Origin of the sequence: Paraburkholderia diazotrophica, from assembly GCF_900108945.1 — a bacterium.
Lineage (GTDB): Bacteria > Pseudomonadota > Gammaproteobacteria > Burkholderiales > Burkholderiaceae > Paraburkholderia > Paraburkholderia diazotrophica.
This window is the reverse complement of record NZ_FNYE01000004.1, coordinates 214,958-236,604: the sequence shown is the minus strand read 5'-3', so window position 1 is coordinate 236,604 and position 21,647 is coordinate 214,958. Positions and strand designations below refer to the sequence as shown.

At 63.8% G+C, this 21,647-nt stretch carries 20 protein-coding genes; 9 read left to right on the top strand and 11 right to left on the bottom strand.

Features of this window, described 5'->3' with window-relative positions; translation table 11 throughout:
• The first annotated feature begins 66 nt into the window (after positions 1-66).
• Complete coding sequence (locus BMW76_RS07745) at positions 67-405, top strand: P-II family nitrogen regulator (RefSeq protein WP_087734445.1); 339 nt, start codon at positions 67-69, stop codon at positions 403-405.
• A 238-nt stretch (positions 406-643) separates the two neighbouring features.
• Here the strand turns inward: BMW76_RS07745 and BMW76_RS07740 are convergent, their stop codons facing one another.
• The 5 genes from BMW76_RS07740 to BMW76_RS07720 form a co-directional block, all read right to left on the bottom strand.
• Positions 644-1,795, bottom strand: a complete 1,152-nt coding sequence (locus BMW76_RS07740; protein ID WP_090864667.1) for a porin — start codon at positions 1,793-1,795, stop codon at positions 644-646.
• A 580-nt stretch (positions 1,796-2,375) separates the two neighbouring features.
• Positions 2,376-3,161, bottom strand: coding sequence for an ABC transporter ATP-binding protein (locus BMW76_RS07735; protein WP_090864562.1), 786 nt, complete (start codon positions 3,159-3,161; stop codon positions 2,376-2,378).
• A gap of 30 nt (positions 3,162-3,191) precedes the next feature.
• Positions 3,192-3,905 carry an ABC transporter permease gene (locus BMW76_RS07730; protein WP_090864561.1) on the bottom strand — a complete coding sequence of 238 codons (714 nt, stop codon included), beginning with the start codon at positions 3,903-3,905 and terminating at the stop codon, positions 3,192-3,194.
• Positions 3,902-4,591 carry an ABC transporter permease gene (locus BMW76_RS07725; RefSeq protein ID WP_090864666.1) on the bottom strand — a complete coding sequence of 230 codons (690 nt, stop codon included), beginning with the start codon at positions 4,589-4,591 and terminating at the stop codon, positions 3,902-3,904. Before BMW76_RS07725 ends, BMW76_RS07730 begins: the two co-directional genes overlap by 4 nt.
• A 315-nt stretch (positions 4,592-4,906) precedes the next feature.
• A complete protein-coding gene (locus tag BMW76_RS07720) occupies positions 4,907-5,683 on the bottom strand; it encodes an ABC transporter substrate-binding protein (RefSeq protein WP_090864560.1) in 777 nt (258 codons plus the stop codon).
• Between the two features lie 544 nt (positions 5,684-6,227).
• On the opposite strand from BMW76_RS07720, the gene BMW76_RS07710 reads away from it, so the two are divergent.
• A complete protein-coding gene (locus BMW76_RS07710; protein ID WP_090864558.1) occupies positions 6,228-6,935 on the top strand; it encodes a pirin family protein in 708 nt (235 codons plus the stop codon).
• 171 nt (positions 6,936-7,106) lie between these two features.
• Here BMW76_RS07710 and BMW76_RS07705 read toward each other — a convergent pair whose 3' ends face one another.
• The gene (locus BMW76_RS07705; RefSeq protein WP_090864557.1) at positions 7,107-7,658 is read right to left on the bottom strand and encodes a periplasmic heavy metal sensor; all 552 of its coding nucleotides are present in this window, start codon (positions 7,656-7,658) and stop codon (positions 7,107-7,109) included.
• Between the two features lie 223 nt (positions 7,659-7,881).
• Between BMW76_RS07705 and BMW76_RS07700 the strand changes: the two genes are divergently transcribed.
• Both BMW76_RS07700 and BMW76_RS07695 read left to right on the top strand, forming a co-directional pair.
• Positions 7,882-8,607 carry a response regulator gene (locus BMW76_RS07700; protein ID WP_087734452.1) on the top strand — a complete coding sequence of 242 codons (726 nt, stop codon included), beginning with the start codon at positions 7,882-7,884 and terminating at the stop codon, positions 8,605-8,607.
• Complete coding sequence (locus tag BMW76_RS07695; protein WP_090864556.1) at positions 8,591-9,922, top strand: ATP-binding protein; 1,332 nt, start codon at positions 8,591-8,593, stop codon at positions 9,920-9,922. The genes BMW76_RS07700 and BMW76_RS07695 overlap by 17 nt, the downstream gene beginning before the upstream one ends.
• Before the next feature lie 108 nt (positions 9,923-10,030).
• On the opposite strand, the gene BMW76_RS07690 is transcribed toward BMW76_RS07695, so the two are convergent.
• Together BMW76_RS07690 and BMW76_RS07685 are read right to left on the bottom strand one after the other, a co-directional pair.
• A complete protein-coding gene (locus BMW76_RS07690) occupies positions 10,031-10,297 on the bottom strand; it encodes a double-stranded DNA-specific endonuclease (protein ID WP_087734453.1) in 267 nt (88 codons plus the stop codon).
• Positions 10,298-10,455: 158 nt separating this feature from the next.
• Positions 10,456-12,135, bottom strand: a complete 1,680-nt coding sequence (locus tag BMW76_RS07685) for a sensor domain-containing diguanylate cyclase (protein ID WP_090864555.1) — start codon at positions 12,133-12,135, stop codon at positions 10,456-10,458.
• Positions 12,136-12,831: 696 nt separating this feature from the next.
• Between BMW76_RS07685 and BMW76_RS07680 the strand changes: the two genes are divergently transcribed.
• Together BMW76_RS07680 and BMW76_RS07675 are read left to right on the top strand one after the other, a co-directional pair.
• Positions 12,832-14,586: an ABC transporter permease gene (locus BMW76_RS07680; protein WP_090864554.1), complete on the top strand. Its 1,755-nt coding sequence runs from the start codon at positions 12,832-12,834 to the stop codon at positions 14,584-14,586.
• A 22-nt stretch (positions 14,587-14,608) separates the two neighbouring features.
• Positions 14,609-15,952, top strand: a complete 1,344-nt coding sequence (locus BMW76_RS07675; RefSeq protein WP_087734456.1) for an ABC transporter ATP-binding protein — start codon at positions 14,609-14,611, stop codon at positions 15,950-15,952.
• Between the two features lie 131 nt (positions 15,953-16,083).
• On the opposite strand, the gene BMW76_RS07670 is transcribed toward BMW76_RS07675, so the two are convergent.
• The 3 genes from BMW76_RS07670 to BMW76_RS07660 form a co-directional block, all read right to left on the bottom strand.
• A complete protein-coding gene (locus BMW76_RS07670; RefSeq protein ID WP_090864553.1) occupies positions 16,084-16,647 on the bottom strand; it encodes a hypothetical protein in 564 nt (187 codons plus the stop codon).
• A complete protein-coding gene (locus BMW76_RS07665; RefSeq protein ID WP_407668903.1) occupies positions 16,644-17,231 on the bottom strand; it encodes a hypothetical protein in 588 nt (195 codons plus the stop codon). Before BMW76_RS07665 ends, BMW76_RS07670 begins: the two co-directional genes overlap by 4 nt.
• A 362-nt stretch (positions 17,232-17,593) precedes the next feature.
• Positions 17,594-18,652 (bottom strand): sigma-54 interaction domain-containing protein, encoded by a 1,059-nt coding sequence (locus tag BMW76_RS07660; protein ID WP_090864552.1) that lies wholly within the window; start codon positions 18,650-18,652, stop codon positions 17,594-17,596.
• Positions 18,653-19,173: 521 nt separating this feature from the next.
• On the opposite strand from BMW76_RS07660, the gene BMW76_RS07655 reads away from it, so the two are divergent.
• The 3 genes from BMW76_RS07655 to BMW76_RS07645 all read left to right on the top strand — a co-directional run bounded on the left by BMW76_RS07655 (position 19,174) and on the right by BMW76_RS07645 (position 21,533).
• Positions 19,174-19,491 (top strand): DUF883 family protein, encoded by a 318-nt coding sequence (locus BMW76_RS07655; RefSeq protein ID WP_090864551.1) that lies wholly within the window; start codon positions 19,174-19,176, stop codon positions 19,489-19,491.
• A gap of 68 nt (positions 19,492-19,559) precedes the next feature.
• Complete coding sequence (locus BMW76_RS07650) at positions 19,560-19,817, top strand: hypothetical protein (protein WP_090864550.1); 258 nt, start codon at positions 19,560-19,562, stop codon at positions 19,815-19,817.
• 309 nt (positions 19,818-20,126) lie between these two features.
• The gene (locus BMW76_RS07645; protein WP_090864549.1) at positions 20,127-21,533 is read left to right on the top strand and encodes a sigma-54-dependent transcriptional regulator; all 1,407 of its coding nucleotides are present in this window, start codon (positions 20,127-20,129) and stop codon (positions 21,531-21,533) included.
• The last annotated feature ends 114 nt before the right edge of the window (positions 21,534-21,647 follow it).

Sequence of the window (21,647 nt, the reverse complement as noted above, 5' to 3'; positions counted from 1 at the left end):
GTGTGCAGCGCGGCGTAGAATCTAGGCATCTGAACCTTCCTTTTTCGAACCGAGACGAGGCCTGCCATGAAACGCATCACCGCTATCATCAAACCGTTCAAGCTCGACGAAGTCCGCGAAGCGCTTGCCGAAGTCGGCCTGACGGGGCTGACCGTCACCGAGGTCAAAGGCTTCGGCCGTCAGAAAGGACACACCGAGCTCTATCGCGGTGCCGAATACGTAGTCGATTTTCTGCCGAAAGTGAAGATCGAAGTCGTGGTCGCGAACAACCAGACCGATCAGGTGATCGATGCGATCATCGGCGCGGCGCGCACGGGCAAGATCGGCGACGGCAAGATCTTTGTCGCGGATGTCGAGCGCGTGATCCGCATTCGCACGGGTGAGGAGAACGAAGCGGCCGTGTAAGCCGTCTCTTGCGCGTCACGCTTCGGTGTGGTCGCGTATCGCGTTGGAACACGCGCCGGCGTTGCACTGCGCCGGTGCCTGGATGCACGAGCGAAGTGCTTTAGCTTCGGCTTTGAAATGCGCCGTCCGCACAAAAATAAAAAAAGGTGCGACACCCTTTCGGACATCGCACCGATACGCGCCTCTCGCAGCAGCGTGAAAACTGTTTCCTTAAAGCTTTTCTGTGTGCACCGTTCGATTAGAACGAGTGCTGGATACCTGCATACACGCCCGACTGGCTGTGACCCGGCAGCGGGTTGTCGGTTGCGACTGCCGTACCCGCGTTGTTCGCGTTCAGGCCGTAGTTAGCCGCTTTGCTGTTCTGGACCGTTGCAATCTGGATGTCCAGCAGCGTGCGCTTCGACAGGTTGTACGAGCCGCCAATCGTGTAGATCGTCGCGTTGCCAGCACCGTTGTTGCCGTTCACGTGGTAGACGGCTGCTATCAGTGCCGCTGCCGGCGTTGCCTGCCACGTCACGCCACCCCATTCGTGATCGAGCGTGGTGGGCTGGCCCGGCAGAACGCCCGTTGCACCCGACGTGCGGATAGCCTGGTAGGCAGCCTGAACCTTGAACTGGCCGAGGAACACGTTCACGAGGGCCGAATATTCGCGCGATGCCGAGAACACGCCGCCTGCTACGTTAGCCGTGTTGATCAGACCCGTTTGCGGGCCGTACAACAGACCGTTGCCCGGGTTGCGGATTTCGTCGTACAGACCGCGAACCTGGAACAGCGACGAGGTGTAGGTGATCTGCGCACCGGCTTCACGGCCTTGCGGCGTCGTGCCGTTACCGTTCCAGTTCGTCGCATTCGACAGCGCGTATTGACCGTAGAAGTCAAAGCCTGCGATCTTCGGCGACTGGTAAGCAACGTTGTTGCTCGATTGCGGCCAGTTGCGGCCACGCACCAGCGATGCCGACGACCAGTTCGACTGACCGAACGGATCGAAGTCCCACACGCCGTTCGAGATGAACAGCATGCGGCCCATCGTGAACGTACCGTACTGGTTGTTAGCGAAGCCGACCGTCGCCCAGCGATTGAAGAGACCGCCGCCGCCGGGGCCTGCGCCCGTCATCGTGTTGAACGAGCCTTCCAACTGGAACACGGCCTTGGTGCCGCCGCCCAGATCTTCAGCGCCCTTCAAGCCCCACAGGCTGGTACCCCAGTCGCCGCTCTCTGCGCGGAAACGGTGCGTGCTGCTCTGCGCGACACCCGCTGCGTTCGGGTTCGTCGGCACACCCGACATGTACTCCAGACCAGCGTCCAGACGCCCGTACAGCGTCACGCTGCTCTGTGCGTGTGCTGCAACGCCGAAAGTCAGCAGCGCTGCGGCAGCCAAAGCTTTCTTCATCTTCTCCTCCATACCCTGTCAAAAAGTAAAGCCAGTACTGCGAGTGGTGCCCGGACGCCAGCGGCGCCGAGCAGGAATCCCTTTCAGGGAGATGGGCGGGTGATCGGTTGTTCTGTCGATGCAGCTTCGAGGCTGTCTGATCGTCACGCCGATCTTTCTCGCGACCGGTATCTCCTGTACGTTCGTTTTGAAGTGAAACTACTTTTCTTGAACTTTGTTTTGCTACTTTCGTTACTAATTTAGCAAAATACCCCTCGGTTGGCGAATAAATTAGCGATGCTCGGTAAAGATGTCTCTAAATTGCAATACCACTGTGGGACAAGTGGCGCGCGGAGGGCTTCGAATGGGGCTGCAAGCCTTGTCCGACAAGGGAAGCAAGGTCGTTAATGAGGTGTGTCAAGGATTGCCACTATTGACGCGTTAAATCGTCCGGAGTAGAGGCGTTCTGGACCGTTGGCGGCGCAGATGTTGGGATGCCGAAGCTTTGATGCGACGCAGGAGGGATGGGAGGCGTCGCGAGGGGCAATAAAAAGGGCGCCCGGTAAGCGCCCTGTAATACTACATAAACTACATCGCAGAACTATTTCAGACTGCCCGACAGGAACTGCTTGAGGCGGTCACTCTTCGTGTTCCTGAACACTTCGTCGGGATGGCCTTCCTCTTCGACGCGTCCCTGATGCAGGAACATCACGTGATTCGACACGTTGCGCGCGAATGCCATCTCGTGCGTGACGACGATCATCGTACGGCCTTCCTCGGCGAGCGTCTGCATGACCTTCAGCACTTCGCCGACCAGCTCGGGATCGAGCGCGGAAGTGGGCTCGTCGAACAGCATCACGTCGGGGTTCATCGTCAGCGCGCGGGCGATCGCCACGCGTTGCTGCTGGCCGCCCGACAGATGCGACGGATACTGCTTCTCGACGCGCGGCGCGAGGCCCACTTTCTCCAGATACGTGCGAGCGCGTTCCTCGGCATCCTTGCGCGACATGCCCAGCACATGCAGCGGCGCTTCGATGATGTTTTCGAGCACCGTCATGTGCGTCCACAGGTTGAAGTGCTGGAACACCATCGACAGTTTCGTGCGCATCCGTTGCAACTGCTTCTGGTCCGACACGCGCAGTGCGCCGTGCTTGTCCTTCTGCGTGCGGATCTCCTGGCCGTCGACGAAGATGCGCCCGGCGTTCGGCTGCTCCAGGAAGTTGATGCAGCGGAGCATCGTGCTCTTGCCCGAGCCGGACGAACCGATCACGCTGATCACGTCGCCGCGATTCGCGCGCAGCGTGACGCCCTTGAGAACTTCATTGTCGCCGTACTGCTTGTGCAGGTTGTCGACGAAAAGCATTTGCTGTGTGGCTTGAGTGTTCATCGGGTTCCTTGACTTGCTTATTCGCCGTACTTACTTGCCTTGCGGGCGCAGATAAGCGAGCCAGCGGCGCTCCGCGCGGCGGAAGAGCCAGACGAGCGCAAAAGAGATGATCAGATAGAGCAGGGCGGCGATGCCGAAGGCGTCGAACGAGCGGTAGGTCGCCGAGTTGACGTCGCGCGCGATCTTCAGGATATCGGGCACGGTCGCGGTGAAGGCGACGGTTGTCGCGTGCAGCATCAGGATCACTTCGTTGCTGTAGTACGGCAACGCGCGGCGCAGCGCCGACGGCAGGATCACGCGGCGATACAGTGTGAACTGCGACATGCCATAGGCGCGCGCGGCTTCGATTTCGCCGTAAGGCGTCGCCTTGATCGCGCCCGCGAAAATCTCCGTCGTGTACGCGCAGGTGTTCAGCGTAAATGCGAGCAGCGTGCAATGCATGCCGTCGCGAAAGAACGCGTTGGTCAGCGCGTTCGAGCGAATGATTTCGAGGCTGTAGAGGCCCGTATAGCAGAGCAGCAGTTGCACGTACAACGGCGTGCCGCGGAAGATATACGTATACAGCCACACCGCGCCCGCGAGCCATTTCTTCTTCGACACGCGCGCGACGGCGAGCGGTATCGACAGACAGAAGCCCAGGCCGATCGACACGACGAGGAGCCACAACGTGATGACGACGCCCGTGAAGCGGTAGCCGTCGGTGAAAAGATAGTTGCGCCAGTATTCCTGGATCAGCTCGATCATAGTTCCGCCTTGCGCACGCCAGTCGAGTAGCGTTTTTCGAGGTACATCAGCACGAAGTTGGACACCGTCGTGATCACCAGATAGATCGCGCCCGCCATCAGCGTGAAGAAGAAGAAACGCAGCGTGCCTTTGCCGGCATCCTGCGATGCCTTGACGACATCGGCGAGGCCGATGATCGATACGAGCGCCGTCGCCTTGACCATCACCTGCCAGTTGTTGCCGATGCCGGGCAGCGCGAAGCGCATCATCTGCGGGAACATGATCCGTGCGAACACCTGCCAGGCCGTCATGCCGTACGCGGCGCCCGCTTCGAGCTGGCCGCGCGGCACCGCGAGGAACGCGCCGCGGAAGGTCTCCGTGAAATACGCGCCGTAGATGAAGCCGAGCACGGCGACGCCGGCGACGAACGGATCGATGTCGATCTGGTCCCAGCCGAGCATGTCGGTGAGATTGTTCAGCCAGATCTGGATGCTGTAGAAGAGCAGCAGCATCAGCACGAGATCGGGGACGCCGCGCACGAGTGTTGTGTAGATAGTGCCGACGCCGTACGACAGACGGTTCTTCGACAGCTTCGCTGCCGCGCCGAGCAGACCGAGCAGGAACGCCAGCGCAAGCGACAGGATCGCCAGCTTGACGGTCTGCACCGTGCCGGCAAAGATGAGCGGGCCGTAGCCTTGAAAGAGCATAGTGAGTCCTTGACGACGCTCCCGCGCGCCGCGAAAGACGCGGAACGCGTGCGCTGCGGCGGGTCGCGCGAAGGCCGATGCGGTATCGCCTTCGATGTCTCCCGTGCGGCGCACAGCATGCCGCTGTGCGAATCATGACTGCCTGGCCGTTGCCGGCCGGCAGCGCGTTTTCCAGCTTGTGTGCTACTGCCTGTTTGCTGCTGCTTGTTTGCTGCTTTGCGTGCGACTGTATTACGAAGCCCGGCGACGGGCCCATCCGGGCCTGTCCCGAGCCTTTGCTGCGCGACGCCGGCGCAGCCGGCCGCCCATCGAAGCCTAGTGGCTCTGATAAATATCGACGTCGAAGTACTGCTTCTCGAGCCGCTTGAACGTGCCGTCCTGATGGATGTCGGCGAGCGCCTTGTTGAGCTTCGCCTTCAGCTCGCCGTCTTCCTTGCGCACGCCGATTGCCGTGCCTTCGCCGATCGTCTTCGGGTCCTTCACTTCCGGGCCGGCCCAAGCGAAGCCCTTGCCGCGCGGCGTCTTCAGAAAGCCGGCATCGGCTTGCAGTTCATCCTGAAGCGAGGCATCAAGACGCCCCGTCGTGAGATCGGCGTACACCTGATCCTGGTTCTGGTACGGCACGATCGTCACGCCCTTGGGCTCCCAGTACGCCTTCGCGTACGCTTCCTGTGTCGTGCCCTGCTCGACGCCGACGTGCTTGCCCTTCAGCGAATCGGCCGTCGGCAGAAGCGGCGAGCCCGCCTTCGCGATCATGCGCGCGGGCGCGTCGAACAGCTTGTCGGAGAAGTCGATCTGCTCGCGGCGCTTGTCGGTGACGGTCAGCGACGACACGATGATGTCGAACTTCTTGCCCTTCAGCGCGGGGATGATGCCGTCGAAATCCTGCGGAATCCACACGCACTTGACGTTCATCTTCGCGCACAGCGCCTTCGTCAGATCGACGTCGAAACCGACCATCTGGCCGTTCGGCGCCATTGATTCGAACGGCGGATAACTGGCGTCGACCCCGATGCGCACGGTTTTCCATTCTTTTGCCATGGCCCCCGTGGCCATGACTGCGAGCGCTACGCACAGTGCGAGCTTCTTCATGTTTCTCCTGACTTCCCGATCGCCGCGGTGCCGTCCCGCGCCGGCGACCGCCCGCTGGTGGCCGGCCGTCGCCATTCTAGGCGGACAAAATTATGCTGCCCGGATTCGGGGCGAATTGACCGGCTTTGCCGCCGGTCCATTGGCCCAAGAGGCCCGCTGCCTGCCGGCCTTTTCCCCACCTGGGCGGCCGCGAGGCGTGCTCCCGTTACTGTCCGGCGGCGCGCGCTTTGAGCGGCGATCCGTCCGGACGCGGCACGCGCGTCGACCCTTTCCAAAAAGCGCGGTATTTTACCCGAAGCCGGGCGTGGTGCCAGTAGCAATCGTGCGGCAGCCGTGCGGGAAAAGCCCTTTGCCGCCAGAGACATGCGTGCGCGGCGCGATATCGCGGCACGTCTGCGGACGTCGTCGCGGCCGATGCGGCGAGCATTGCGCGGCCGTTGCCATTGCCGTCATTTGCGGAACGATCCGGTGCAGTGGCGGCGATTGTTCCGGGCGCGCGCGGCCCATACATTCCCGTCATCGCCATTTTTCACGGGAGAGTCACATGATCACGATTCGCCGCTCCGACGAACGGGGCCACGCCAACCACGGCTGGCTGGATTCGAAGCACAGCTTCTCGTTTGCCGATTACCACGATCCCGAGCATATGCACTTCGGCCCGCTGCGCGTGATCAACGAGGATCGCATCGCGGGCGGGCAGGGCTTCGGCACGCATGGGCATCGCGATATGGAAATCGTCACGTATGTGCTGGACGGTGCGCTGTCGCATCGCGACAGCATGGGCAACGGCTCGACGATCCGTCCCGGCGACGTGCAGCGCATGAGCGCCGGCACGGGCGTGATGCACAGCGAGTTCAACGCGTCGCGGGAAGAGCTGCTGCATCTGCTGCAGATCTGGATCATCCCGAAGCGCGCGGGCGATCAACCGGGCTACGAGGAAAAGCGCTTTAGCGATCTTGACAAGCGCGGCCGTCTGCGCGTCGTCGTGTCGCCGGATGGGCGCGACGGTTCGGTGACGATTCACGCCGACGCGTCGATCCACGCGGGTCTTTTCGACGGCGTGGAGCGCGCCGAGCATGCGCTCGCGGCGGGGCGCCAGGCGTATGTGCACATCGCGCGCGGCACGCTGACGGTGAACGGCGAAACGCTGAAGGCCGGCGACGCTGCGATGATCACCGATGCGTCCGCGATCACGCTCGAGAACGGCGAGGGCGCGGAGGTGCTGCTCTTCGATCTGGGCCAGTTGCGTTAAGCCGATAGCAGTCGAAGCTGTCATTCGCGCTTTCGCCGGACCATCCATGAGAAACGCCACGGGATGTGGTTCCCATGGCGTTTTTCTTTTACGTGTAGCGCTCGGTGCTCCGCGTAAGACAAGAGCGACCGACCGCGCCGCCCTGCACGACGCGTCACGAACGATCGACGCTTACGGCTTCACCGCCGAAGCCGCCGCGTCGCCGCGATGCTTTTCCCAACGCTCGCGCATCTTCTCGTGACGCTGCTCCATCTTCGCGAAGTGCTGCTTGAGCGTGGTGCTGACGGTGGTCTTCTGCTGGTCGTTCAGGCCGTTGTAGAAGTTGAGCCACGCCGTCGCCGTCTGCTCGCGCAGTTGCGCGTCCTTCTGCTCGATCTGCTGATGCGCGGCGTGCATTGCGTTCAGGTCGAGGATCGGCTGTTGCTGCATCTGCTTGAACTGCTGACGCATCTGCTCGTGGTTCGCGCGTTCCGCTTCATGGCTTTGCTTCATCGTGTCGAGCGCGGCTTGCCATTGCTTTTCCTGATCCGCGTTCAGCTTGAGCTGCCCGTGCAGCTGGTTCAGCTCCTTCATGAAGTGGCCGTGATGCCAGCCGGGACCGCCAGGACCCATGCCGCCGGGACCGCCGGGGCCATCGTGGGGCTGCGCGGCGAACGCGGACCCGAGACTCAGTGCGAGCGATGCAGCGGCAACGGCGAGAAAGCGTGATGTTTTTTTGGACATTACAGTGCTCCTTGATGACTAGCCGACGATGCCGCCTGTCTCGAAGATGGACGGGCGTGCATCCGGTAAGGCACAGCGTAGAGGGATCGAACGAGGGGCGTGTTACGCGTATCCTTGCGGAAGTTACGCGACATTACGTGTGCCTTTCGCGGTAACACCCCGTAACCCTTTAGGGGGCCAGGTGGGTCGAATAGCCGTCGGGGCGCGCGTTACACTTCAAGCCATGGCTACTCAAATTCTTGTCGTCGATGACGACGTCGAACTGCGCGACCTGCTGCGCGATTACCTGGCCCGGCAAGGCATCGAGGTTTCGGTGCTGCACGACGCCAGTTCGCTGGAACGCCGCATAGAGCGCGAACGTCCCGACCTGATCGTGCTCGACCTGATGATGCCCGGCGTCGACGGGCTGACGGCGCTGCGCAAGCTGCGCGCATCGGGCGACGATATCCCCGTCATCATGCTCACGGCGCGCGCCGACGACGTGGACCGTATCGTCGGCCTGGAACTCGGCGCGGACGATTACCTCGGCAAGCCGTTCAATCCGCGCGAGCTGCTCGCTCGCGTGCAGGCGGTGTTGCGACGCCGCAAGACGCAGCCGTCGGCGGCCGCGCCCGAGCAGCGCGAGCCTTTTTCGTTCGGCCGCTTCACGCTCGATTTCCAGTCGCGCACGCTGCATCAGGAAGGCAAGCCGCTCACGCTGTCCGGCAGCGAGTTCGCGCTGCTGAAGATCTTCGTCAATCACCCGATGCGCACGCTCACCCGCGAGCGCCTGCTCGAACTGCTGCACGGTCCCGAATACGACGGCACCGACCGCGGCATCGACGTGCAGGTGTGGCGTTTGCGCCGCATCCTCGAAACCGATCCGTCCGTGCCGCGCTTCATCCAGACCGTGCGCGGGCGCGGATATGTGTTCGTCCCCGATGGCGAGCAACATGCGTCGTCCAATTGATTCGCTGTTCGGAAGGCTGGCGCTGCTGGTCGTCTGCGTGCTGCTGCTGTCGCATTTCGCGTGGTATCTGCTGGTGCGTTTCGAGCGCAACCAGTTGCAGACACGTTATGCCGTCGAAGAAGCGGTGTTCCTGGTCGATGCCGTGCGCGATCACGTGAGGCGCGAGCCCGACCAGCCGCTGCCGTCGCGCGTGCGTCTCGTCGATCCCGCCAGCAGCGACGTGCCGCCCGATGCGCCGAACCTGCCCACGCCGCTCAACCGTTTCCTCGACGACGTGCGCGACCGCATGCCGACTTCGACGCAGGTGCGCATCGGCGCGCCCGGCAAGCCGCCCACGTTATGGGTGCGCTCGGCGAACGACGCGAGCTGGATCGTCGTGCCCGTGCAGCCGCTGCGGCCGCCGAGGCCGCTCGACCGGATGGTGCTGTGGCTCGGCATCATTTTCTCGGCGGGCGTGATGGCGGCGCTCTTCGCGGCGTGGCAGTTGCAGCAGCCACTGCGCTCGCTCGCGCAGGCTGTCGCGCGCTTCGGGCGCGGCCTGCCCGTGCCGCCGTTGCGCGAACGCGGGCCGCGCGAACTGCGCCAGCTGACGCACGGCTTCAATCAGATGGTCCAGGAAGTCGAGCGCACGGAGCACGACCGCGCGGTGATGCTCGCGGGCGTCGCGCATGATCTGAAGACGCCGCTTGCGCGTCTGCGTCTGCGCGCGGAAATGATGGACGAACCGAAGATGCGCGACGGCGTCGTGCGCGACGTCGATTCGATGACGCATATCGTCGAGCAGTTCCTGGTGTTCGCACATGACGGCGCGGACCGCAGCGAGCCCGTCGAAGTGGACGCGCAGTGCGAGCGCGTGGTGCGCAGCTATCGCGCGGTATCGTCGGGCGCGCCGACGGTGCAAACGGATTTGCGCGCCGGTCCCGGTTTCATGCTGCCCGCCGCGACGCTCGACCGCATCCTCTCGAATCTGCTCGACAACGCGCATGCGTATGGCGCGCCGCCCGTCGTCGTTTCCACGGCGCGCACGCCGCGCGGCTTCACGCTGACCATCAGCGACAACGGCAACGGCATTGCCGCGCAGGACCTGATCAACGCAAGCCGTCCGTTCGTGCGGCTCGATCCCGCGCGCGGCGGCAACGGCCATAGCGGCCTGGGGCTCGCGATCGTCGAGCGTCTCGTGCGGCGCGCGGGCGGCGAATGGCAGATCGGCAACAACGACGCCGCAACCAACGGCGGGCGAGGGCTGCGCGTGCAGATGACGTTCCCGCTCGAATCGGAGTCGCGCGCGGCGGCGACCTCGGAAAGTGCCTGGTGATCTGCTGCGCGGGGTGAGAAGGATCGGCGGAGCTTGACGTGTATCGACGGGCAGTGACGCCCGTCATTCCCTTTCACACGTGCTGCACACGAGGCGAGAGGACCCCGCCTATTCGGTGAAGAGCGAGTTGAGCGCGGCGGCCGCTTCGCTGTCGACGGTATTCCACGTGACCGTGTCCGCCTCGAAGATGTAGTGCGTCGTGTACTTGCCAAGACGCGCCAGGATTTCTTCCTGGATCACTTCCGGCGCCACTTCCAGTTTCAGATACCACGCGGTCGACGACAGGCGCGTCTGAAATGCGCCGTACTCTGCAAGCAGATGATCGAAAGCGTCTGCGTCCTGATCGCGGCAGACGATGACCAGATTTCCCTTCATGCGAACCTCCGGGGGAGCGTACAGCGGTGATCACAACCTTCGTTCGAAAGTCGATGATACCTGCTTGCGCTTCGCTTGCCCGGCGGCTTCGACACGAGCGATGCGGGCTGCATCGCCCGCGAATGCCACGCGCGTGCCCGACCGCGTATTTCAGATGATCACCAGACGCTGGCGGATGCGCGCGTGGGCGGCGCGGTGTCGTCGGGCGGAACGGCTTCGCTGCGATCGCGGCCGCCCTGCTTCGCCGTATAGAGCGCCTGGTCGGCGCGGCTGACGATGCGCTCTGGCAAGTCCTCCTGCGACAGCTCCGTGATGCCGATACTCACGCTCAAGCCCACCGATGGAGGCAGCTTCGTCGACGGCATCGACTTGAGCCTCATGCGCAGACGCTCGACTACTTCGAGCCCCGCGCCGAGCGCCGTCGCGGGCAGCAGGATGCCGAACTCCTCACCGCCCAGCCGCCCGATTGCATCGCTGCCGCGCAACTCGCTGCGGCACGTATCGACGAAATGTTCGAGCGCGCGATCGCCCGCCGCGTGGCCGAAGCGGTCGTTGATCTGCTTGAAGTGATCGAGGTCGGCGATCGCCATGCAAAGAGGCTCGCCCGCCGCATGCGCGCGGTCGATCTCATGGCGCAGCAGGTCGAGGAAATAGCGCCGCGACAGCGCACCCGTCAGCGCATCGTGGCGGGCCTCGGCGGACAGCAGCGTATTGGCCGACTGCAACTGCTCGGCAAGCACGCGCGTCGCGCGATGGTGGCGCCGCTCGCGCAGATACGACACGGTGATCACCCAGGCCAGCGCGACCGTGCCCGCGAGCGTGAGGAACACGAGCATGTGATCGCGCTTGTGGTTGCGCATCAGTTCGGGCCACGCGGCGAGGGGATCGACGAGATGCGCGGAGAGCCCCGAGTTCAATCCTTCGCGCGACTGGTAGAGCGTCGGGATCGGCTGGCCGGGCATGTCGAACAGCTGCTCGGCGATCTCGGGCGGGACCCACGGCGCATCGCGGCGCACCTGGCCCTTGACGGCCCTGATCTGCACGGGCTGGAACTCGTCGCGGTGATAGGTGCTCATGCGTTCGGCCTCGCGCATCTGAGTGACGCGCGAGTTCGGCATCGCCTGGCCTTCGAGCGCGGCGTTGTGCGCCATGATGATCACGCCGTTGTCGTCGGTGACGAAGGTGCCCGCGTGCGCGACCCAGTGACGCAGCCGCGCGATGCCGACCTTCGCGACGATCGCGCCGACCAGCAGGCCGTCGTCGTAGACGGGCGCGGAAATGAAGATGCCTGGCTCGCCGCTCGCGCGGCCCACGCCGTACGCTTCGCCGAAGGCGCCGAGCAGCGCGTTGGTCAGATAGCTGCGCGAGCGCATGTCGATGCCGACGAACGACTGCGCGTTCTGCGCGTTGCTCGAGGCGACGCATAGTCCGTTCGCGTTGACGAGCCAGATGATGTCGAGGCCGGAGAAGCCCTGAGCGTCGCGCAGAAAGCCGTCGATGCCCGCCAGCTCGGGCGATTTCAGCAGTTCTTCCCGATGAGCGGGTTCCCCGTCGACGCCCGAAACGGCATAATTCTGCGAGTGCGTCAGCGCCTGCTGGATCACGCCGAGTTCGGCCATCGTGGCAGGTATGGCCCGCGACATCGCCAGGTCGCTCGCGATCACTTCGGCCATGTTGTAGACGATCGAGCCGGACATCTGCCGCTGCTGGCGCAAGGCGGCATCCAGTTCTTGCTGTACCATCCGGTCCGCGACCAGGCCGGATGCGAACCAGCATGCGATCACGACCAGTATGAAACTGGCCGGTCCCGATGCCTGGCGCAAGATTGTCCTTTTCATCGACCCTCTGATCCGTCTGACTGATTCATGCAACAAAGCCTTTCGTTGCAACGCGCCGGCGCTGGGCCGTTCCTGTCGATCTTCTCGTGCGCCGCACGGACCCAGGATAGATGCGCCGGTCCGCCGTCCTCGTTGCTGGCAGCCTGCTGGATACGCCGCTTCCAGATTTTAACCGTCGCGCGGCGAGGCGCCAGTCAGGATTTGCTCGCTTGAAAGTCCCGTGTGGTCTTTAACGGCCTGGGAAGGGACTTTCTGAATAGCACGGCGCGATTCCAATGTGGCTCGCGCGCGACGGTTCGCGAGCATTGGCGGGCGGCCCCGCGCGCGGTTCGCTGCTTACAGATGCATTCTGAGAACCATTCAGCGTGACATTTGAATGTCAACGGTTGTTTCTGTCACACAGGTTGTAGTAGTGTCGTGCCGTCCAAAACGAGGAAAGCTCGCCGTTCTGCCGGCGGCGACCCGCGCAACCGATTGCGCCGGCCGTGTGCGCAGGCCGGCACGGGGCGCCGCGCAACGTCTGCGTTGCCGGCCAATGCGTATTCAACGCCAACGATCTACCGCGCATTAGCGTTTTGTCATGCCTGATTTCCGCTTTCCGGATCGAAACTCGGACCGCCGCGCCGCGCGCCCCGCGGGCGTAGCCATGATGGCTTGCGGCAAGCTCGCGCTCCCGCACGACGGGAGGGCCGCCTGATGGATGTGTTCGGCTTCACCCTGAACCGTACCGCCAACGCGTCGGCGTGGCGCGTGCTGCCCAACCGCTGGGACTTCATTGCATTTCCGTTGATCATCTGCGTGATCGCGATGGCGGCCATCGGCTTCCATCAGACGATGGCGCCCATCTCGACGCTCGAGGCGAAGCCGATCTCGCTCGATCCGTCGAACCTGCCCGAGTACGCGTTGCGCACGACGCTGCGCATGCTCGCTGCGATGGTCGCATCGCTCGTCTTCACGCTGGTCTACGGCACGCTCGCCGCGAAGAGCCGCCGCGCGGGCCAGGTGCTGGTGCCGATTCTCGACATCCTGCAGTCGGTGCCCGTGCTCGGCTACATCTCGTTCACGGTGACGTTCTTCCTCGCGCTCTTTCCGTCGCGCGTGCTGGGCGCCGAACTGGCGGCGATCTTCGCGATCTTCACGAGCCAGGCGTGGAACATGACCTTCAGCTTCTATCAGTCGCTGCGCACGGTGCCGCGCGATCTGGACGAAGTGTCGAAGGGCTTCCATCTGACGTCGTGGCAGCGCTTCTGGAAGCTCGAAGTGCCGTTCTCGATGCCGGGCCTCATCTGGAACATGATGATGTCGATGTCGGGTGGCTGGTTTTTCGTCGTCGCGTCGGAAGCGATCACGGTCGGCAATCACACGATCACGTTGCCGGGTGTCGGTTCATACCTGGCGCAGGCGATCTCCGAACGGAACCTGCACGCGATCGGCTGGGTGATCCTCACGATGACGGTCGTGATCCTCGCGTACGACCAGTTCCTGTTTCGTCCGCTCGTTGCGTGGACCGACAAGTTCCGCATGGAGACCACGAGTTCCGGCGACGCACCCGAGTCGTGGCTGCTCGACCTGATCCGCCGCACGCGGCTGATTCACCGTCTGCTCGTGCCCATTGGCTGGATGTTCGCGAGGGCCGCGCGCATTCCGATCCGCTGGCCGAGCGTGCGTCCCGTGAAGTTCGTGAAGCCGGCGAGCGAGAAGTCGTCGAAGGTCGGCGACATCGTGTGGGCCGTGATCGTCGTCGTGGTCACGCTGTATGTCGTATATCGCGTCGTCGAATATGTGAGCACGGGCGTGACGCTCGACGAGGTCGGCCATGTGTTGGTGCTCGGCCTCTTCACCCTGTTGCGCGTGACGCTGCTGATCGCGCTCGCATCGGTGGTGTGGCTGCCCCTCGGCGTGCTGATCGGGCTGCGTCCGGCGCTCGCCGAAAAGATCCAGCCGCTCGCGCAGTTTCTTGCGGCGTTTCCGGCGAACCTGCTGTTCCCGGTGTTCGTGATCGCGATCGTCAGATTCCATCTGAACCCGGACATCTGGCTCTCGCCGCTGATCGTGCTCGGAACGCAGTGGTATATCCTGTTCAACGTGATTGCAGGCGCGAGCGCCTATCCGAACGACTATAAGGAAGCCGCGAAGAATTTCCGCATCCGCGGCTGGCAGTGGTGGCGCCAGGCGATGCTGCCGGGCGTGTTCCCGTACTACGTGACGGGTGCGATCACGGCCTCGGGTGGCGCGTGGAATGCGAGCATCGTCGCGGAAGCCGTGCAGTGGGGTGATACGAAAGTCGCGGCGCATGGTCTCGGCGCGTATATCGCGCAGTACACGGCCGCCGGCGAATATCCGAAGATCATTCTGGGCATCGCGGTGATGTCCCTGTTCGTGTCCCTGTTCAATCGTGTGTTGTGGCGTCCGCTGTATGCCTATGCCGAAAGCCGTCTGCGGCTCGATTGAGATTCATTGAAGGCAAAACGCGATGCAAAACCCTAAAGCCGTTACCGCTACGCCGATCCAGACGCCGCCGATGCCGCCGCGTCTCGGCGAAGAAATTCTGCGCGTCAAGGACGTGTGCCGCGGGTTCAACAAGACGCAGGGCGAGCTGCTCGTCCTCGACGACGCCAACCTGTCGCTGCGCGAAGGCGAGATCGTCGGTCTGCTCGGTCGTTCGGGCTCGGGTAAGTCGACGCTCTTGCGCATCATCGCCGGGCTGATCGAGCCGACGGACGGCGAAGTGACCTATATGGGCAAGCCGCTCAAAGGCCCCGCCGAAGGCGTCGCGATGGTGTTCCAGACGTTCGCGCTGTTTCCTTGGCTCACCGTGCTGCAGAACGTGGAGGCGGGTCTCGAAGCGCTGGGCGTCGGCGCGCGCGAGCGCCGCGAGCGCGCGCTGGCCGCGATCGACCTGATCGGTCTCGACGGCTTCGAGAACGCGTATCCGCGCGAGCTGTCGGGCGGCATGCGCCAGCGCGTCGGCTTTGCGCGCGCGCTGGTCGTCGATCCGACGCTCCTGCTGATGGACGAGCCGTTCTCCGCGCTCGACGTGCTGACGGCCGAGACGCTGCGTACCGATCTGCTCGATCTGTGGACCCAGGGCCGCATGCCGATCAAGTCGGTGCTGATCGTCACGCACAACATCGAAGAAGCGGTGTTCATGTGCGATCGCATTCTCGTGCTGTCGTCGAATCCGGGCCGCGTGATCGCCGAGATCAAGGTGCCGTTCAAGCATCCGCGCAATCGTCTGGACCCGGCGTTCCGCCGCCTCGTCGACGATATTTACGCGAAGATGACCGCGCGCCAGAAGGATGAAACGACGAAGAAGGGGCTGGAGCTACACAGCTGGCTGCCACACGTGTCGACCAACCTGATGGCGGGTCTGATCGAAATGCTGGCGGCCGCGCCTTACCACGGCCGCGCGGACATGCCGGAAATCGCGCGCTCGCTGCATCTGGAAGTGGACGACCTGTTCCCGGTCGCCGAAGTGTTGCAGCACCTGGGCTTCGCCGACGTGCGCGAGGGCGATATTTTCCTGACGCCGCCTGCGCGCGTGTTCGCAGAGTTCGGCACGCAGGAGCGCAAGATGATGTTCGCCGAGCATCTGCTGCGCCACGTGCCGCTCGCGGCGCGGATCAAGAAGGTGCTGAACGAGCGGCCGGGACACCGCGCGCCGCGCGTGCGCTTCGAGCAGGAGCTGGAAGACTTCCTGTCGGACAGCGCGGCGGAAGAGACGCTCGATGCCGTCATCAACTGGGGCCGTTATGCCGAGATCTTCTCGTACAACGACCAGACGGAAATCTTCAGTCTCGAGGACGTCGAGTCCTGATCTTGCGTTGCGGATCTGCGCCCCAAGCGATTCGGGCGCGCACAAATGCAGAAGGGGAGCCGTGTGGCTCCCCTTTGTGTTTATGCGACGTGTCTGCGTCATATCGTGCGACGGGACGGGTCAGCGGATCGTCACTGCAGATTGCCCCAACGCTCGACGGCGGGTTCCGCCGATGCCCACTTCCAGTAGTTGTTGTCCTGCTGGCATGCGGCAGCCGTGTACCAGAAGACTTTCGAGTCGGGCTTGTCGCCATCGACGACGGAGAACACGAATTCCTTGCAGATCGCGAGCGACGAAGCGAATGCGCGCGTCACGCGCACCTGGCCGTGGCCGTTCTCGATGGGCAGCGTGTGCTTGACGCTCCAGTCGCGCGTTTCGCCGACGGGCATCGCGCCCGCGAGCGCCGCGATCACATTCTGCTGATCCGAATGCATGACGCGCATGTACCGCGCGACGGCTTCGTCGGTGGCCGCCTGTACAGCGATGCCGACGCCAATGCCCACGGCTGGATTTGCCGTGACGAGCCCGGTCGCCGCGCCGGCTCCCGCGCCCGCCGCTGCGCCGACGGAGGTCGAGCTGCAGCCGTTCATGAGCGTCAGCGCGCCGACGCACAACGCGCCGGCGAGCGCGAGCCGTGCAGACGCCGTCGCGCGCAGCCGATCCAGTGCCCGCCTTTGTGTCGAGCGCGTGCTCATTGCAGCGAGCCCCAGCGTTCCGTCGCGGGTTCGGCCGATGCCCACTTCCACGCAGTGCCGTCGCGGCAGATCGACGCGACATAGAACGCGCTTGATGCGGGCACGTTCTTCGTCGCCGTCTTGTCGACGGAGAACACGATCTCCTTGCAGTCGAGCTCGCCCATGCTGATCGTGCGGCTCACGGTCACGCGGCCGTGCTCGTCGTCTTCGAGCGGCACCGAATGCGTGATGCTCCACGGCGCGACGGCGCCCACCGCGAGCGGGCCCGCCGCGATTGCGATGCTGTCCTGAGTATTGCGGTGGATGATGCGCTCGGAGTACTGGACGCCCGCGCGCGCCGCCGCGACGGCGCCAAGGCCGATGCCCGTTGCGACGGCTGCGTTGTTGGTGACTTTGCCGGCGATGGCCGCGCCCGCGATACCGGCGCCCGCCGTCGCGCCTTCCGAGTAGAGCGAACTGCAGCCGCTCAGTGCCGTCGTGACGGCGACGGCCAGCGTGGCAATCAGCGTGGCGCCCGGAAAGATTGAACGCCGCATCGTTGCGGGCCGCGCCGTGTGCGCGTTGCGGTGCATGGCTTTTTGCATTTCTTGGTCATTGCTCCTGCTCGTGCCTTCGATGCGCGGACCGCGCCGGCGCAAAGGACGGACTGCGTCTGATTTTTTTATGCAGCGGCATTGTGCAGGATGCCTTTTGTAATTGGCATAGGGAAAGTGCAAGCAATTGCAAAAGGTGCTGCGGGGCCGCCGTCTTTCTGATTGATTTGCTAGCAGTCCGCATGCCCGGACGGGCCGCGCAGCGTCACCGCTAACGCGCGGACATGCGCGGCGCGTCGTAAGTATCGACTGTGAATGAGCGGCAGGCGATGCCGCCAGGCGCGATAGATGAGCGTGCAACGAAACGCACGAATGTGGCGCGGCACGCGATGCATTGCGTGCCGCGTTGCGTGTCACGATTCGTCGGGATTCGAATCTTCGTCGCCGTATGCGCTGAGTCGGTTGTACAGCGTCTTGAGACTCACGCCGAGAGCCTTGGCCGCGCGCCGCTTGTCGCCGCCGCAGTACTTGAGCGTGCCGAGGATGATCTGCTTCTGCGCATCGGCGAGCGGCGTGCCGATCCACACGCTCATCGAATCGCCGAGCGTGACGGGCTTCTTCACGCGCGACATCAAATGCGGATGCGGCAATTCGACCGCCTTCTCGGCGAGGATGAACGCGCGATACACGGCGTTCTTCAGCTCGCGCACGTTGCCCGGCCATGACCACGTGCGCAGCGTTTCCATCGACCGCTTGCTGAAGACCTTGTTCGTGCCTTCCTGGCGATTGAGTTCATCGAGGAAGTGCATCGCGAGCAGTTCGCGGTCGCCTTCACGTTCCCGGAGCGGCGGCGCGCGCAGCGGAAACACGGCGAGCCGGTACATCAGGTCCTCGCGCAGGCCGTTTTCCTTCACGGCGACGGCGGGGTCGCGATTGGTCGCGGCGATCACGCGCACGTCGCCGCGAATCAGCTCGGTGCCGCCGACGCGATAGAACGTGCCCGATTCCAGCGCGCGCAACAGCTTGACCTGGCGCACGGGCGCCATTTCCGTCACTTCGTCGAGGAACAGCGTGCCGCCGTTCGCGTGCTCGAAGTACCCAACGCGGCCTTGCACTGCGCCCGTGAAGCTGCCTTTCTCGTGGCCGAACAGTTCTGCTTCGATCAGTTCGTCGGGAATGGCGCCGCAGTTGACGGCGACGAACGCGCCGTCCTTGCGCGCGCTGTGCTCGTGGATCGTGCGGGCGATCAGCTCCTTGCCCGTGCCCGATTCGCCGATGATGAGCGCGGTCGCATCGGTTGCGGCCACGCGGTCGATCTGCTCGTAGAGATCCAGCATCACCGGCGACGAGCCGTACAGCACGCCGTACGACTTCAGTCCGGGGACGCCTTCCACCGTGCGTTGCTTGCCCTGTGGCGCGGGAGCGCTGCCACCGGCTTCCGCAGCGGGCGAGTCCAGATCGGTTGACGTCATAACCAAGGGTGTCCTGTGCAATTTCGGGTGAGTGTCTGAATGGCGCAGGCCAGTATCGAGTGTGCGGACTGCTCTGGTAGTGAATCACTATCCCATAAAAGGCAATTTAACCATTGGCATGTCATTTCCGGCAAGGCGTCTGCAAATTTGGCATTCGCTAGAAATGCGCAAACTTTGACGTACGATCGATGTGAGATATCGGGAAAACTTGCATCCGCCGTGCGAGCTTCCGGCAACTTTGTCTGTATTCCGCGCCGCTTGCATGTATCTTGAAATCAGCGGCGAGGCGGAACTCGGCGGGCAGGCGTGGATCGCATAAAGGTGGCCGGGTATGGCCGTTGCAAGACACCGGAGAGGGCGGATAGACGGGCGCCGGAGGTCGATCCGACGACGCGCGCGATGCGTGGCCGCGCGCGCAAAGGGGCGGCGCAAAGACGTCTCCAGCGCGCGGCGCTCGCCTCCACTGGAGCCGGCCGTCGGCCAATGAGACAGACCGGTCCCGCGCCGGAAAGGAGATTGCAATGACGGAAACAACCGAGCAGCTGGCATTGGGCAGGCAAAAAATTGTCGAAGATCTCAGGGTGCTGTTGACCGACTCGGAAGAAATGCTGCGGCTTGCGGCGACCGTTCCGGGTGAGGGCCTCGATGCCTTGCGCGATCGGCTGCGCACGCACGTCGATACGTTGCAGGCGGCGCTCGGCGATGCGCAGACCTCGGCACAGCGGCGCTACCGTAGCGCGACGGTTCAGACCGAACGCTACGTGCGTCAGAACCCGTGGCAGTCGCTCGGCATTGCGGCTGGCGTCGGCTTCGCGCTCGGCTTGCTGGCGGCGCGGTGATCGGCGTTCCTGGACGCTGTCGGGCGCGTTGATGGCCCAGTCCCATTCACGACAACGAGGAGTTCAAGATGGCACGACCCAAAATCGGCATATTCGGCGCTTTGTTCGCAGTGGGCAGCGTACTGGCCTGGCGCTGGGTGCAACGGCAGCGCAACGCGCAACAGCCGCTGGCGCGCGATCTGACGCGCTGGGAAGGCGAGGGCGGCTCGGTGACGGAGGCTGAGCAGCCGCCCGGCGCGCAAATGGCGCCCGCAGCGCATCTGCGTGGCGGCAATGGCGCGGATCACAGCGCGAGCGGCGACGCATGGCCGTTTCCGCGCGGATGATGCTGCTGTCGCTACGGCCGCGACCCGTCGTGAGCGCGGTGCGCGCCTGTTGGTCAACGCCGATGTTTTTTCGATATAAAGCCGTATAATAGTCAAAAACAACAACAATATATGAGTTTTACGGCAAAATTTACGGAAATTGTTGCGCAGATGCGTTAAGTCGGAAAATGCTTCCGATTCAGGCGTCCGGCGTCGCGACGCAGGCATAGGCCTGGAATCGCAGCGCGCGGGCGTTTTCGTCGTCGCAACTTTCTGGCGAACGCAGCCTGCGCGTGTTCACTACCAGTACTTTCGAGCTTCTCACACGCGATGCCACATGTATTGATTGTCGATGACGATCTAAGTACCCGCGATGCGCTTGCGGCGATCATCGCGGAAGACGGGCTGACGACGGCCACGGCGGGCGATCTGCGCGAGGCGCGCATCCAGCTCGTGCGGCAGATGCCCGATGTCGTATTCACCGACCTGAAGCTGCCCGACGGGACGGGGGTCGATCTGTTCGAGGATCTCGATCCGCGCTCGGGCGTCGAGTTCGTCGTGATCACGGGTCATGCGACGGTCGAATCGGCCGTGAGCGCGCTGAAGATGGGCGCCGCCGACTATCTGGTGAAGCCGATCAACATGCAGCGCGTGAAGGCGATTCTGAGCCGCCTGCCGCGCGCCGGCGATCTGAAAGCCGAGATCGGCACGCTGCGCGGCGAGTTGCGCCGCATGGGCCGCTTCGGCCTGATGCTCGGCAACTCGCCCGTCATGCAGCAGGTGTACGACCAGATCAGCCGCGTCGCGCCGACGGCGGCCTCGGTGATGCTCGTCGGCGAATCGGGCACGGGCAAGGAAGTGGCCGCGCAGACGCTGCACCAGCTGAGCCTGCGCCGCAAGCATGCGTTTCTCGCGGTGAATTGCGGCGCGATCTCGCCGAACCTGATCGAATCGGAGATGTTCGGCCACGAGCGCGGTGCGTTCACGGGCGCGGACCGGCAGCACAAAGGCTATTTCGAGCGCGCGAACGGCGGCACGCTGTTCCTCGACGAAATCACCGAAATGCCGATCGAGTTGCAGGTGAAGCTGTTGCGCGTGCTGGAGACGGGCATGTTCATGCGCGTCGGCACGACGAAGGAGATCGAGACGGATGTGCGCCTGATCGCCGCGACCAACCGCGATCCGGAGCAGGCGGTGCTGGAAGGCAAGCTGCGGCTCGACCTGTATCACCGGCTCAACGTGTTTCCGATCAGCCTGCCGCCGCTGCGCGAGCGCGGCAAGGACGTCGAGCTGCTCGCGCAATCGTTCCTCGACGACCTCAACGAGCAGCACGGCACGAAGAAGCACTTTCCGTCCGCCGTGCGCGAGATGTTGCTGTCGTATCCGTGGCCGGGCAACGTGCGCGAGCTGAAGAATTACGTGCAGCGCGCACACATCATGTCGAGCGCCGATTCGGACAGCACGGCCACCGTGCCGCTGCAGATTTCGCTGTCGAAACCGACGGCGGGCACGGCGATCACGATACCGTTCGGCACGTCGCTGGCCGAAGCCGACCGCCAGCTGATTCTCGCCACGCTCGAGCAGTGCAGCGGCGTGAAGACACGCGCCGCGGAGATTCTCGGCATCAGCCTGAAGACGCTGTACAACCGGCTTGTCGAGTACGGCAACGACGCCGGCCGCGCCGACGGCGACGATGTCAACGACGAACCTCAGGCGCTGGGCAAGGCGGACGCCTGAGCGGCGCGTAAGGGCGGACCGGTCGGTCACGGCGATCAATCAGGCTGGTCAGCCAGCGCGACCAGTCGGGCCGGTCATTCTCGCCGCTACGTCGGGCTGCTTCCGAACGGCACA